General features: G+C 44.2%; 13 protein-coding genes. 4 read left to right on the forward strand and 9 right to left on the reverse strand.

Going from position 1 to position 13,539, the window contains the following annotated elements; translation table 11 throughout:
* Positions 1–6: 6 nt before the first annotated feature.
* Together alc and A3IE_RS0114635 are read left to right on the forward strand one after the other, a co-directional pair.
* The gene (gene alc, locus A3IE_RS0114630) at positions 7–1,002 is read left to right on the forward strand and encodes an allantoicase (RefSeq protein ID WP_020396372.1); all 996 of its coding nucleotides are present in this window, start codon (positions 7–9) and stop codon (positions 1,000–1,002) included.
* Position 1,003: 1 nt separating this feature from the next.
* On the forward strand, positions 1,004–1,507 hold the full coding sequence (locus tag A3IE_RS0114635; RefSeq protein ID WP_020396373.1) for an ureidoglycolate lyase: 504 nt from the start codon (positions 1,004–1,006) through the stop codon (positions 1,505–1,507).
* On the opposite strand, the gene A3IE_RS0114640 is transcribed toward A3IE_RS0114635, so the two are convergent.
* From A3IE_RS0114640 to A3IE_RS20845, 4 genes are all read right to left on the reverse strand, one after another.
* Entirely contained in the window at positions 1,494–1,694 is a 201-nt protein-coding gene (locus A3IE_RS0114640) for a hypothetical protein (RefSeq protein ID WP_020396374.1), read from the reverse strand. The two genes, A3IE_RS0114635 and A3IE_RS0114640, sit on opposite strands and share 14 nt — an antisense overlap.
* A gap of 10 nt (positions 1,695–1,704) precedes the next feature.
* On the reverse strand, positions 1,705–2,604 hold the full coding sequence (locus A3IE_RS0114645; protein ID WP_020396375.1) for a hypothetical protein: 900 nt from the start codon (positions 2,602–2,604) through the stop codon (positions 1,705–1,707).
* A 183-nt stretch (positions 2,605–2,787) separates the two neighbouring features.
* The gene (locus tag A3IE_RS0114650; RefSeq protein ID WP_020396376.1) at positions 2,788–3,984 is read right to left on the reverse strand and encodes an RtcB family protein; all 1,197 of its coding nucleotides are present in this window, start codon (positions 3,982–3,984) and stop codon (positions 2,788–2,790) included.
* 263 nt (positions 3,985–4,247) lie between these two features.
* Entirely contained in the window at positions 4,248–4,793 is a 546-nt protein-coding gene (locus A3IE_RS20845; RefSeq protein WP_020396377.1) for a protein-tyrosine phosphatase family protein, read from the reverse strand.
* A gap of 325 nt (positions 4,794–5,118) precedes the next feature.
* On the opposite strand from A3IE_RS20845, the gene A3IE_RS0114660 reads away from it, so the two are divergent.
* Together A3IE_RS0114660 and A3IE_RS0114665 are read left to right on the forward strand one after the other, a co-directional pair.
* On the forward strand, positions 5,119–6,495 hold the full coding sequence (locus A3IE_RS0114660) for a copper amine oxidase (RefSeq protein ID WP_020396378.1): 1,377 nt from the start codon (positions 5,119–5,121) through the stop codon (positions 6,493–6,495).
* Positions 6,496–6,687: 192 nt separating this feature from the next.
* The gene (locus A3IE_RS0114665) at positions 6,688–9,099 is read left to right on the forward strand and encodes a hypothetical protein (RefSeq protein ID WP_033407300.1); all 2,412 of its coding nucleotides are present in this window, start codon (positions 6,688–6,690) and stop codon (positions 9,097–9,099) included.
* A gap of 42 nt (positions 9,100–9,141) precedes the next feature.
* On the opposite strand, the gene A3IE_RS0114670 is transcribed toward A3IE_RS0114665, so the two are convergent.
* The 5 genes from A3IE_RS0114670 to A3IE_RS0114690 all read right to left on the reverse strand — a co-directional run bounded on the left by A3IE_RS0114670 (position 9,142) and on the right by A3IE_RS0114690 (position 13,470).
* Complete coding sequence (locus tag A3IE_RS0114670; protein WP_020396380.1) at positions 9,142–9,924, reverse strand: exodeoxyribonuclease III; 783 nt, start codon at positions 9,922–9,924, stop codon at positions 9,142–9,144.
* Positions 9,925–10,842: an ornithine carbamoyltransferase gene (gene argF / locus A3IE_RS0114675; RefSeq protein ID WP_020396381.1), complete on the reverse strand. Its 918-nt coding sequence runs from the start codon at positions 10,840–10,842 to the stop codon at positions 9,925–9,927.
* Positions 10,843–10,854: 12 nt separating this feature from the next.
* Complete coding sequence (locus A3IE_RS0114680) at positions 10,855–12,054, reverse strand: aspartate aminotransferase family protein (RefSeq protein ID WP_033407302.1); 1,200 nt, start codon at positions 12,052–12,054, stop codon at positions 10,855–10,857.
* Between the two features lie 145 nt (positions 12,055–12,199).
* Complete coding sequence (locus A3IE_RS0114685; RefSeq protein ID WP_020396383.1) at positions 12,200–12,853, reverse strand: class I SAM-dependent methyltransferase; 654 nt, start codon at positions 12,851–12,853, stop codon at positions 12,200–12,202.
* A gap of 29 nt (positions 12,854–12,882) precedes the next feature.
* A complete protein-coding gene (locus tag A3IE_RS0114690; RefSeq protein ID WP_020396384.1) occupies positions 12,883–13,470 on the reverse strand; it encodes a class I SAM-dependent methyltransferase in 588 nt (195 codons plus the stop codon).
* Between the last annotated feature and the right edge of the window lie 69 nt (positions 13,471–13,539).

Raw genomic sequence — 13,539 nt, forward strand, 5'->3', positions numbered from 1 at the left:
ACAAAAATGAGCGCCATCTTGGAACAGTTACAGAAGGCTTATGTTAATCTTGCCCAGCCGCGCCTAGGGGCAGCCGCCATTGCAGCCAGTGATGAATTTTTTGCCCCTTTAGAGCGTATGTTAAATCCCGATCCTGCGGTATTTATCCCGGGGAAATACGATGATAATGGCAAGTGGATGGATGGCTGGGAAACACGCCGTAAACGTGGCAATGGCTATGATCATGCGATTATTCGCATTTGCCCCGGTATGGTTCATGGCTTTGATATTGATACCTCGCATTTCACGGGTAATTTCGCGCCCTCTGCGAGTATTGATGCGTGCTATAGCGCTGATGTACCGAATGAAAATACCGCTTGGACGACTATTTTAAGTGCGCAAACCTTGCAAGGTAATACCCATAATCCTTTCGTCATTGAATCACGCGAGACGTGGAATTACCTGCGCTTAAATATTTATCCCGATGGTGGTGTGGCACGTTTGCGGGTTTATGGGCAAGTGCAGCGCGATTTGAGTCAGCTTAAAAATGAGGAAATGGATCTAGCCGCTATGCTAAATGGTGGTCGTGCCTTGTGTGCGAGTGATATGCATTATGGGCACATTAGTAATCTAATCGCACCGGGGCGTGGTATTAATATGGGGGATGGTTGGGAAACACGCCGTCGACGTGAGCCGGGGTTTGATTGGGCGATTTTACGGTTGGCGGGAGTGGGTGAGGTGAGGCGTTTAGTACTGGATACGGCGCATTTTAAGGGAAATTATCCTTATGAATGCTCAGTCTATGGCACGCTCTATACGGGTGGCAATGAAAATAGTATTGCCACGCAAAGTTTATATTGGCAGGAGTTATTGCCACTGCAACGTATGGCGGCAGACACCGAATTTACCTATGTTGAGCAGTTAAACAAGATTGGCGCTATCTCGCATCTGCGCCTAAATATGTATCCAGATGGTGGTGTGAGTCGTTTACGTGCCTTTGGTCACTTAAGTGCAGCAGGTTAATATGAAAGTTCTCATTCCTGAACCCTTGACCGCAGAAGCATTTGCTCCCTTTGGTGATGTGATTGAGCGGGCAGGGCGTGATTCTTACACCATCAATTATGGTAAAACTGCACGTTATAGTGATTTGGCTTTATTAGATACGCTGGAAAATGGCGGTAAGCCGACGGTGAGTATTTTTCGTTCTCAGCCTGCGGTTTTCCCGCTACGTATTCTCGTTATGGAGCGTCATCCCCTGAGTAGTCAAGGCTTTATTTCCATGGAGCGGCTACCTTTCTTAACCATCGTAGCACCACGCGCTGAGCGGCCTGAGGTAGATAAAATACGTTTATTTGTAGTGGGTGCACATCAAGGCATTAACTATCATCGCGGTGTGTGGCACCACTATCTGTTTAGTCCAGCAGGCGAAAGGGATTTTCTGTGTTTAGATCGAAGCGGTGGCGTCGGCAAGAATTGTGATGAGCATCACTTTGAGGAAGAGATTATTGTGGGTGTTATTGCACTGTAAACGTTAAGTCGGCGGAGCCGTCGCCGGCTCCTACCTTTGCTAATAATTTACGTAATTGGCGTTTGTCAGCCTGTCGTTCACCAGAACGTGACTTGCGATGTTCACCGCCTTTACGCAGAATCGGGGCGCGTGCAATCGGATTTACACGCACACGTTTTTGCGGCTTTATCTTGATTTTACTGGGCATAACTGCTTCCTTAGTTGGGAAATTTAAACCAACGTGCACCTTGGCTCAGTTTGCGTTGCGCTTTATTGACTTCGCGCAAACCTTCCAAAAAACGTGGCACTTCGTCAGTCAGGGTAAAAGCAAATTTCTCAGGTAAGGTCGTGTACATGGAGCGTGGAGGCTTGCTGTCGCCACGAATACCTTTCAAAAAATTGCCGGTGTCAAAGCTATTATAAAAAATCTCTTTAATGCCTAAATCATGACGAATCAATTGAATCGTCGCCGCCATTAAAGCTTCATCCCACACTTGCGCATAAGGCTTGAGCACTTCTTCGCGGTAAGTGTTGATATTATCAAAACGCCAGGTCTGCCAATCGCGCTTTACCTGACGTACCCAATCAGATTGTAATTCCTCAATCAAGGCTTGATTAGATGCAAAGTCCACATCAATCCGCGCCCAGGCTAAGGTCTCATGCTTGGACTTATTGATCGGGTGACCCCAATAAGAGAATTCACCATGATCTGCACCCTTGACTAATTGTTGGAAGCGCTCTTGATGGTCATTAGCGAAATTCAATTGCATTACCAAATGATAGCCGGTACGTGACATTTGTTTCCACTTACGCTGACTATTGCGCTCATCACCCCATTGATCCAGCGTGAGCACAAAATTCAACATAGGCTGTTCCCAAGTCGCCCATTCCAAATGCTGCGGTTTTAACTCACCTTTTCCTGCATAAGCCAGCGCTTGTTTGACAATAGGCTTATTTAGCCAGTTGGCAAAAGGTGATTGTCGTACTTGCGCGATGCTCATGCCTTGACCAATATAATCACGCAATAATTGCAAGGCATAAGCATCGCGTGTGTAACGAAATAACGTGCGCTCGCCACGCAAGCTTGCCAGAATTTCGTCTAATTCGTATTTCTCCATAATGCTAATCTCGTGTTAGTGCCACTAGGCTTAGCTAGTGGCGAGTGGTCACTTGTTCGGATAAGGGCATAGCTACGGCTTATTCTTCTGCCGAGCGTAAAGTGACAGTCAGGCGCTGGGCCTGACCACGAGACAAATTTTTGAGCTTTCATGATTTAATCCTCTTAAGCTGTGCGCAAAGGCTTAGCCTTTGACACACAAAACTTGTTTTAAGGTATGTACTACCTCAACAAGGTCGTTTTGATATTGCATAACAGTATCGATGTCTTTATAAGCGCTCGGGATTTCATCCACCACATTCTTATCTTTTCGACATTCAACACCTTCAGTTTGTTTCGCTAAATCTTGGGCATTAAAACGGCGTTTAGCCTCCGTACGACTCATGCGCCGCCCAGCACCATGTGAACACGAGCAAAAAGAATGTTCATTACCTAGGCCGCGTACTATGAATGATTTTGCACCCATACTACCCGGAATAATGCCCAGCTCACCTGCTTGTGCACTGATAGCGCCTTTACGCGTCAAGTACACTTCTGCACCAAAGTGGGTTTCTTTTTGCACATAGTTATGATGACAGTTGATGGCTTCGCGCGTCGTGCTAAAAGGCTTTAATTGGGTCTGTAAAGCCTCCAGCACCAAACGCATCATCTCGCGCCGATTGACCATGGCATAGTCCTGCGCCCAGCCTACCGCTTCCACATAATCATCAAAGTGCTGTGTGCCTTCAGTAAAATAAGCCAAATCTTTATCGGGTAAATTACCTAATGCTTTACCCACATCTTTTTTAGCTTTTTCAATAAAATAACGACCAATTACATTGCCAATGCCGCGACTACCTGAGTGCAGCATGACCCAAACATCATCACTTTCATCTAAGCAAAGTTCAATAAAGTGATTGCCGCCACCCAAAGTCCCCAGTTGTAAGCCCCAAACACGCTGGAAATTATTTAACATTTTGAGCAAGCCCGGATGCTTATCCGTGATGACATTCAAGTGTTTTTCCATATTTTTTAGGGTTGCAGCTTGGATTGATGGACTGCGATGCTGAGCAAATCCAACCGGCACTAGTTTTTCAATTGCACTGCGTACACTGTAAAGATTGTCGGGTAAGTCGTCGGCTTTGAGTGATAAACGAATAGCGTTCATACCACAGCCAATGTCTACCCCAACCGCCGCCGGAATAATAGCCCCCTTGGTAGGGATCACTGAGCCGACCGTTGCACCAATGCCATAATGTACATCAGGCATAGCAGCGATATGGCTATGAATAAAGGGTAGCTGTGCAATATTGCGCAACTGATTCAATGAGCCCTGATCTACTTCATCAGTATAAATCTTGACCGGAACTTTCCCCTGCTCGAGGGTTAATTTAACAGGCATAAAGTCTCTCTTACTGTATTTATTCCGGGCATAAAAAAACCCGGAGACTTACGCCATCCGGGCTTTTGACATGCTTTTACACACTAGCGCGTACTTGCCGGATGACTGTGATCAGTCTCCCAACAAGCAGCGGGAGACATTAATGTAAATGAATGGAGCGTTGTGTGTAATTGACAAGCATGTTGTATGTCTCCTAAGTAAACGTTTGAAAGTTGGCGAAATCGTAGAACTAAAACCCAAGTAGTGTCAAGGTTATTTTTTAATTAAGCGGGAGTGAGCAAACGCTTAAACCAACCTTTTGAACTGGGTTTATGGGGAGTATGGGCTGCGTTTGGCCATTCTAGTAAAAAATCATATTGCTCTTGTGTTTGTGGCATATTGTGACCACGAATGCTCGACAGTAATTCAGTCGCATCTTGTGCACTCATTCCATCGCGAATTAATAAGCAGCCCGCCAATACACCCGTGCGACCAATACCGGCATAGCAATGAATCGCAACATTTTTACCATGTTGTAGGTCTTGATAGAGTTTTTCCACTAGCTCATGAAACGGTTTATGACGTGTAGGGGTATGGCGGTCAGGAATAGGGAAGTGCTCAAACTCCATCCCTAATTGTAAGCACAAACGTGGCTCAAAGGCGACACCTAAGCGCATCATTTCTTGGTTTTCCAGCAAGCAAACTATTTTATTAAAGCCTGCCTCCATGTAGTTGACCATTTCATCCGCAAGCTGCTCACCATTTGGGCAAGGCATAATAAATAAACGGCCTGAACCGATTGTTTTTACTTCAAAGAAAATACTTTGCATAAATAAGCTATAGGTAAATGGTCTTTAGGGGAATCAAGAACTTAAGAATGACGTTGTAGAAATGAGACAAAGCATCTTACGTCATTTCTAGGTCAGATTCAGTAAAATTTTTTACCAACTTCTTAATGGTGGTTTGTAGCTGGTAAAAGGTTCATCGTTTCAAAAAAATTATCCTGTGAACACTATAGTGGCGTTATTGCGTAAAACTTAACTAGCGAGTGCACATTATAATAAATATTTATTTGCTTTGTCTTTTATCCGTAACTTTTTACCGTCAATAGCTAGTTTAATAGATTGTGCTTATGGTTACACCTAAAATGGGATCATGAATACTAAAACCATATCCACCATGAACCGCAAAATATCGTTACTACTCACTTTGTTTTTAGGCTCAGAGCTGGGACAGGCTGCTGAATATTGTTCGGATGAGTATTATCTCAATGTCACTTTACCTAATCAGGCACGTTGGGATATGTGTTGGGAGCACCGTGCTCGCGAAGGCATTGTGTTACACAAAATGCACTATACGCCGCCTCATGGCCAACGCTTGCAGATTCTGAATTTAGCAGCGCTCGCGCAAATCCACGTCCCGTATGATGACAATGGCGCACGCTACCATGATATTTCGGATTATGGTTTAGGCAATCAATATATGGCGAGTCTGACAACTAGCGAGTGTCCGAATGGTCGCTTACTGAACTATGCCGGTAAGTCGGTTATTTGCCAGCAAATTACGCCTGCCAGCAGTGGTTATGCGACAGTAGACAAGCAGCTACATGGTGATGCGCTGAGTTTATTTAGTGTGTCTACGATTGGCGCCTATAACTATATTCCTACATGGCGTTTTCTGGATGATGGGTCGATTGAAGCGTTGGTGGGTGCAACAGGTGCTTTACAACGTTATGGGACTATGGCCGCGAGCGAGCAAGGGTGGTTAGTAGCCGATAATAAAGTGGGCATTTCGCACACCCACAATTTCTTCTGGAAATTAGATTTCGATCTTGCTGGAACCGCCAATGATGATTATGTGGAAGAGCTGAATTTTACGCCTAATCAAGCGGGGCAATTAGCCAGAAACACCACACGCTTCAATCAAGAGGCGGGGCGCTCGGTAAATCCTGAGCAATTAAGACGTTGGCGTATTGTCGATGGTGCGGTCAAGAATGCGAAAGGTTTGCCAATTTCTTATGAAGTTCGTTTACCTCAATCAGTACAGCGCGAAGATGGGCCTGCGATAGAGGCTTTCAATCAATATGATTTTTATGTTACCCGACAAAAAACCTGTGAGTTATTTGCTTCACATAATCCAACAGGCGGTGCTTGTGCTGCTAGTTTAAATGCCTTTGCCAATAATGAATCTTTAGCCAATCAAGACCTTGTTTTGTGGCCGAGTACAACATTTTATCATGTACCGCGTGCTGAGGACTCCCCACGTATGGACGCCCATTGGTCCTCGATCGCTATTACGCCACGCGATTTGAATGACATAAATCCTTTAACGAATAGCCAAGGAGGAGGCACAGGTGCACCTATCGCTCTGGGCAGTAGCGGCGGTGGGAGTAATGCAGGTTCAGGTGGAGTCAGTGGTGAGCGTACTGCAGGTGGTGCAGGCAGTTTCTCGGTTATATTATTAGGCTTAATAGGACTATTGCGTTTTAATCGTAGAGGGATAAATCGGTTTGATAAGGCATTTGGTCGCTAATTGTCATCACTAATTTTCTATGAAGTGAAAAGTATTTTGAATGATAGTATAGTCAATATAGTTTTAGTATAAAGCTCCAGTCGTCAGCTTTATAATGCCGATAAAAGTTAGCGATTAGTGTTAGCTCTTTGCATTACGCTAGTATTGTTAGGATATATAAATAGTGGCATGGCTGACAAAGGGAGCTTGTTTATGCTTAAAAAAATAGCGCTAATCTTGGTAACAATACTGGGATTACAAGCTTGTGTTGACGATACTCAACAAAGTACGATAGCAGGACAAGCGGCTGAGCGCATAGGGAGTGTGCTCAATGGTAGACTCATGATTAATCTTCCAGCTAGTACGACGAGAGTGGGTTTAATTAACTTTCGCTATCAGTCAGCCTCCACCAATACTAGCCAAACTACGCTCACTGGTGTCACCAATACTTCAGCCCAATTCAAATATTATCAACAAGATAAACTAAGTTTTACTTTATTTAATCAAAATTTTGGCCCTATTGATGCAAAGGCCTTGATAACAGAAGCAGATTTAGCAGCAAGTTATTGCACGAATGTAGTGGGTGCAGCGAGCAATTGTGTCTATACCGTTACAAAAAATCTACAGCGTGCTTTATTGAGCGCCGATAATGATCTCAATGCAAGCACGGGTATTCGCCTAGCTAGTACCACGCCACTTCCCAATTACGCTAATTTACCGACGGTTTTACACGCAAGCCAAGATGTATTCGAAGCGGCTCTGGCCAAGCAATTAGCTTTGTATAATCGGCAGCCGTTAGCTTTATTTAAACCTTCTTTAGCGATTAATGTGGAATCGCCACAGCCTGAGGCCGATGATGTCGGTGGGCAGCCAGCGCCGTTTGCAGATATTTTCCGTATTGCGCGCCCGTTTAAAGAATATTCTTGCACCGACATTAGCTATGACACGAATGGCTGGCCGACCAAGATACCTGCTTCTTGTGCGACACAAAATCATGCAGTGCTCAAAGTGCCTAGTTATGCGACGGCGATCATGTTGCAAGGTGTGCCTGTTGGCGCGATCCCACTCGGTAAATACACGGTACTTTATGAAGGCAGTGGCACGATTACTTACTATGGTATAGCCAATAAAATTGCAGCGGAAAGTACGGCCAATCGTGATGTAATCGAAGTCACTTCAGTCTTAATGAATAATGTGACGACTAATCGGGCTGGTTTACGCCTCACGATTAATAGCACTAACGAGGCTAATCCAGTTAAAAATATTCGCGTGATTATGCCGGGGGGGATTTGCTCTGGAAATGTTTTAGTGCGGGTCGATAATGCGACTCAATGTGCTAGTGGAAAATATTTGAGCTTTGAAACAATGCTCAAAGCGAATCGCAATAATGTTGTTTTTAATCCCGATTATTTACGCTTCCTAAAAGACTTTAAAGTCTTACGCATGATGAATTTCATGGAGGCTAGCCCGCGCAATCCGTGTTATACCCTGACAGGTGATGCTTACAAAACCTGTTTGCTGCAAGAATTTACTTGGGGCCAACGTGCGCAAATGAATCAAGCCACATGGGGTGGGTCTGCTCGCACGTCACTATTAGAGCGTTATGCACGCGGTGTGCCTTTAGAGGTAGCTGTTGCGTTAGCGAATCAATTAAATCGTGATCCTTGGTTTAATATTCCACATAATGCAACGGCTGAATATATTAGCAATTATGCTACTTATGTACGTGATAATTTAAAAGCGACTTTAAAAGCACATATTGAGTACAGTAATGAAACGTGGAATGGTATCTTCTGGGCTTCGCTATACGTCCGTGAAAAAGGTAAAGATTTAGACACTAATGGTTATCGAGCAGGTTATAAATATTATTCCAATCGTTCAGTAGAAATATTTAAAGAGTGGGCGCGTATCTTTGGCGGCACTAATCGTTTAGTAAGGGTATTAAATACCTATAATTTAGATGAATGGGGTTCGCGTAATATGCTCGCTTATAATGGCAATGCGACGTATGTTGATGTATTAGCAAGTGCACCTTATTTTTATGGCTGTTGGAGTCGTGCTGCCAGTAATGGTACGCCTATTGCGGCTTGCTCAGATACTGTAGCTATCCCCAAAGTAGTGAAGGAGGCTGTCAGCGTTGATGACATTTTCTCGATTATTGATAATGTTAATGATCCTTATGGCATGGCTAAAACCATCTATTGGCTAACACGACAAGCTGTGGTGGCCAATGAATTTACCAACGATCGTGGCAAGAAGTTAGATTTTTACACTTATGAAGGTGGACAGCACTTAACCATTGACTATAGCCATTATCAAATTCCAAGTGGCGCTAGTGCTGCTGAAATTGCGCAGATTAATGCTGAAATTGCACGAATGCAGAGTCTTATTCGTGGTGCAAATCGTGATCCGCGTATGGGTGAGCGCTATACTCAGTTATTAAATGCTTTTAAGGCCAATGGCGGTAAACTATTCACACTGTTTACGATGCCACAGAGTTATCATAAGTTTGGGACGTTTGGGATTAAAGAGCACTTAAACCAAGAGCGTAGTGCCGCACCAAAATATGATAAAGCTATGCAGTTTCAAGAAACAGTGGGAAATTGTTGGTGGACTGCTTGTTAACGGATATTAAGAAATTAAAAAAGGCCAACCAACTGGCCTTTTTTAGCTGGTAGTGTAATTATAATCAATAATTAAAGGAGCATGATCAGAAAAACGTTCGTGTTTATAAATCTGAGTCGCCTTAACCGTACCGCGCAGGGACGGGCTTAAGATTTGATAATCAATGCGCCAGCCCACATTTTTTTCAAAAGCTCGCATACGCATAGACCACCAAGTATATTCGTGTTCAGCTTGTTCTAATTCACGAAAGGCATCCACCCATTGCCAATTATTAAAGAGTTTGTCTAACCAAGCACGCTCTTCTGGTAAAAAACCAGAAGTCTTCAAATTGCTTTTCCAATTGCGAATATCGCGCTCTTGATGTGCAATATTCCAATCGCCGCCAACAATGACATCGCGCTTATCGTCAGTTAATTTATTCATGACAGTTTCTAGGTGTGCCATGCAGCGATATTTAACATCTTGTCGTTCTTCGCGTGAGGAGGCCGAGGGTAAATATAATGAAGCAACACTTAATTTTCCAAACCGTGCTTCTATATAACGGCCTTCTGAGTCAAACTCCTCACAGCCCATACCATAAATAACTTGATCCGGCTGTTGGCGCGCATAAATCGCTACACCGCTATAACCTTTTTTTTGTGCATCATGGTAATAGCAGTAATAACCCTCAGGAAAAAATAACTTGCGATTTTCTTCTAGTTGCCAGATTTGTGCTTTTGTTTCTTGAATGCAGACGACATCAGCCTGTTGTGCCAAAAGCCAAGTCATGAAACCTTTTTGGGTGGCAGAGCGAATGCCATTAACATTCGCGGTAATAATGCGCATTTAATGAGGAAAGCCTAAGAATAAGGCTTCCATCAGTGCCTTTTGGGCATGAAGGCGATTTTCCGCCTCATCCCAAATGACACTTTGGGGGCCATCGATGACTTCTGCGGCTACTTCTAGGCCACGATAAGCTGGCAAGCAATGCATAAAAATAGCATCGGGATGAGCTAAGGCCATCATTGCTTCAGTGACTTGGAAGCCAGCAAACGCTTTTTCGCGTGCTTTTTTCTCTGCTTCTTGCCCCATACTGGCCCAAGTATCGGTAATGATGACATCAGCGCCTTTGGCAGCCTCATTTGGATCACGGAAAAAATGTAATTGCGCTTGATTGGCTGCCACAACTTGAGGATTGGGATCATAACCCTGCGGTGTGGCAATATTTAAGGTGAAGCCAAATTGGGTGGCGGCATTCATCCACGAATGACACATATTGTTACCATCACCAATCCAGGCAGCAGTACGGCCTTTCGGTGAACCACGTTGTTCAGTCCACGTCATAATATCGGCTAAGAGTTGACATGGATGATACATATCGGTCAAAGCATTAATGACGGGTACGCGTGAGTAGGCAGCAAATTTCTCGACTTTTTCTTGCTCAAACGTGCGTATCATGACCAAATCGACCATGCGCGAAATAACGCGCGCCGAATCTTCAATGGGTTCGCCACGTCCTAATTGGGTATCATCCGGCGATAGGAATAGTGCATGTCCACCTAATTGTGTCATGCCGGTTTCAAAAGAAACGCGGGTACGCGTTGAGGCCTTTTCAAAAATCATAGCCAGCGTACGATCTTTAAGCGGCTGATAGGTTTCCCCACGTTTAGTCATCGCTTTTAAATCAATAGCACGTTCAATCAGCGCCGTTAATTCAGCAGGACTACAGTCTTTTAAGGTTAGAAAATGTCTGACAGTTTGCATGATTTTTCTCCTCTAACGTGACTGAACTGCAAGGAAACGCTGCACTAAATCCACCACAAGATTAACGATCTGATCGGCTTGAGCTTGTGTGATAATAAGGGGGGGCAATAAGCGAATCACTTTAGCTGCGGTTACATTGATTAAAAGCCCTTGCTCTAAGGCTTGTTTGACCAAATCACCACAATCACGCTCTAGTTCGATGCCCAGCATTAGACCTCGCCCACGCACCGCCGTTACTCCTTGGGTATGAGCAAGCTTTGCTTTAAATTGTTCTAGCATATAAGCGCCTAATTCAGCGGCTTTGCTAGCGAGTTGGTCGCGTTCCATAATGCCTAAAACAGTCAGCGCTGTACGGCAGGCTAAGGGGTTACCACCAAATGTCGAGCCATGATTACCAGCACTAAATAAGTCACTGGCTTTACCGCTGACTAAGCACGCACCAATCGGCATACCATTGCCCAAAGCCTTTGCGAGGGTCATGACATCAGGTTTCGTGTTGCTTGCTTGCCAAGCAAACCAATAGCCCGTTCGGCATAAGCCCGCTTGAATTTCGTCTAGCATCAATAAGCAATCATATTGATCACAGAGTGCGCGTAGTTTTGGCAAATAGTCGGCGGGCGGTACGCGAATACCGCCTTCACCTTGAATCGGCTCGACCATGACCGCAACGATATTATTATTCTGCGCTAATAAATCGGCGACCGCTTGCGCATCACCATAAGGAGCACGAATAAAGCCTTCGACTAAGGGGGCAAAGCCAGTTTGTACTTTAGGGTTACCTGTGGCAGTGAGCGTTGCCATGGTACGACCATGGAAGGAGTCACTCATCACAATAATGCTAGGAACGGCGATACCTTTTCGATTGCCATGGAAGCGCGCTAATTTAATCGCCGCTTCATTGGCTTCCGCGCCAGAGTTGCCGAAAAATACTTTTTCCATGCCAGAAAGTTGGCAAAGTTTAGCGCCCAAGGCTTCTTGGTAAGCAATATGATAGACATTCGAGGTGTGGACGAGGGTTCGCGCTTGTTCGCTAATGACATCCGCAACTTCAGGGTGTGCATGTCCGATATTGCACACAGAAATACCAGCCAATGCATCTAAATAGGCTTTACCATTTTCATCCCACAAGGTGGCTAATTCACCTCGAACAAAGGTCACTGGTAAGCGCGCGTAAGTAGGCATTACATAAGATCCAGTCGACGCAGTTGTCATAGCTAACCCTCTGTCTAGCTTAAAAAAATAAAAAGGCAGCCATTAAAGGCTGCCTTTAAAAAATCTAAGTTCCGAATATAGGAGATGTATCCTGACTTGTCAATTAACTAAATTTTGCTTTTGTCAAGTTTAGATTCAATGTTGTTCAATAAGCTAGATTTTGACTCGGACGTTTGGCTAAATAACATACACGTGTCAGATTCGCAGGGAAGATATGCACTGGAATCACTTCCAATTCAAATTCATGACGCTCCGCCATGCCCTTGAAGAATTTATCAGGCGGTGTTAAGTAATGGTAGCGCTTGGCAATTAATCTACCGATTTTGGATTGATTCATTTCAATATTTAGAAAATAACCACCGGGCTTAACTAGATTAAATAAATCGGTGACAGTCGCAACGGGGTTTTTCGAATAACCAATAACACCACCGGTTGAAACGACGTCAAAGCTAGCGGGTAATAGCTTTAAGGTATTACCCTTTAAGTCTTTGACTTGATTAGGTATAGTGATGTCAGCAATGCCTACCCGAATTTGAGCCAAGTTAATGCCATTTTTTAAGGCATTTTTTTGCGTTTGTTTTAATAATTCGCTATTTAAATCCGTCGATAATAATCGTGAGTGACGATATTTTTTTAATAAACTCAAGCCAATAATGCCTGTTCCGCAGCCTGCATCCAAAATACTCGCGTTCGGAAAAGAGTCTAGCGGTAAGTTAAAGATAAATTCTTGGATGCTGTGCTCCATACCCAAGAGTTTCATACTGAGTGCATAAGAGCGGTATAAGCTATCTAATTGCATGATGTGACTTTGATTACATCAACCTAAAATTAAAAAGGATAGCTGTGGTGGCGGCGAATATGGTAAACACTAGCCGGTGGAAAATTATTCAGAACAAAGCTACTACGTTCCGCCACTAGGCCGTGCTTTTGTAATAAGTGCGATTTTACTGGGCAGCGATGGCCGTATGTGAATTGAATAAAAACACCATCGGATTTTAAAGCCTTAAAAGCGCCATCTAGAATTTCATCGACAATTTGATCGCGCATGGAAAGGAAAGGTAAACCGCTCACTACAGCACCCGCAGGCGCTAGTTTTAATTTATGGAGCTGCTCTGCACGTGCATTGAAAACGCGCGATTGGGGATAACGTGATTTGAGCCTGTACGCGAAGTTTCGATTTAATTCAACTAAGGTTAAATCCGCTTCCGCCACACCTGCATGGAGTAATTCACGGGTAAATACCCCTGTGCCCGGGCCTAACTCAATCACAGGGCCACTGTCAGCACCTAAGCCCTTAACCATTTTTTTGGCTAGTTGTTCGCTAGAAGGAATGATAGAAGCTGTTCTAAGGGGAGCCTTAATCCACTCTACCAGAAACGAGGAGGTTTCATTTAATCTTAGGGTTTTAGTTATCATAAATTCCTTCACAAGCAGACGGGTGTTGGGGCGATGTTTTAACTGCAATGTCAAAATTCAGCAAGTCCT

This window comes from Thiolinea disciformis DSM 14473 (assembly GCF_000371925.1).
In the GTDB taxonomy this organism is placed as follows: Bacteria; Pseudomonadota; Gammaproteobacteria; order Thiotrichales; family Thiotrichaceae; genus Thiolinea; species Thiolinea disciformis.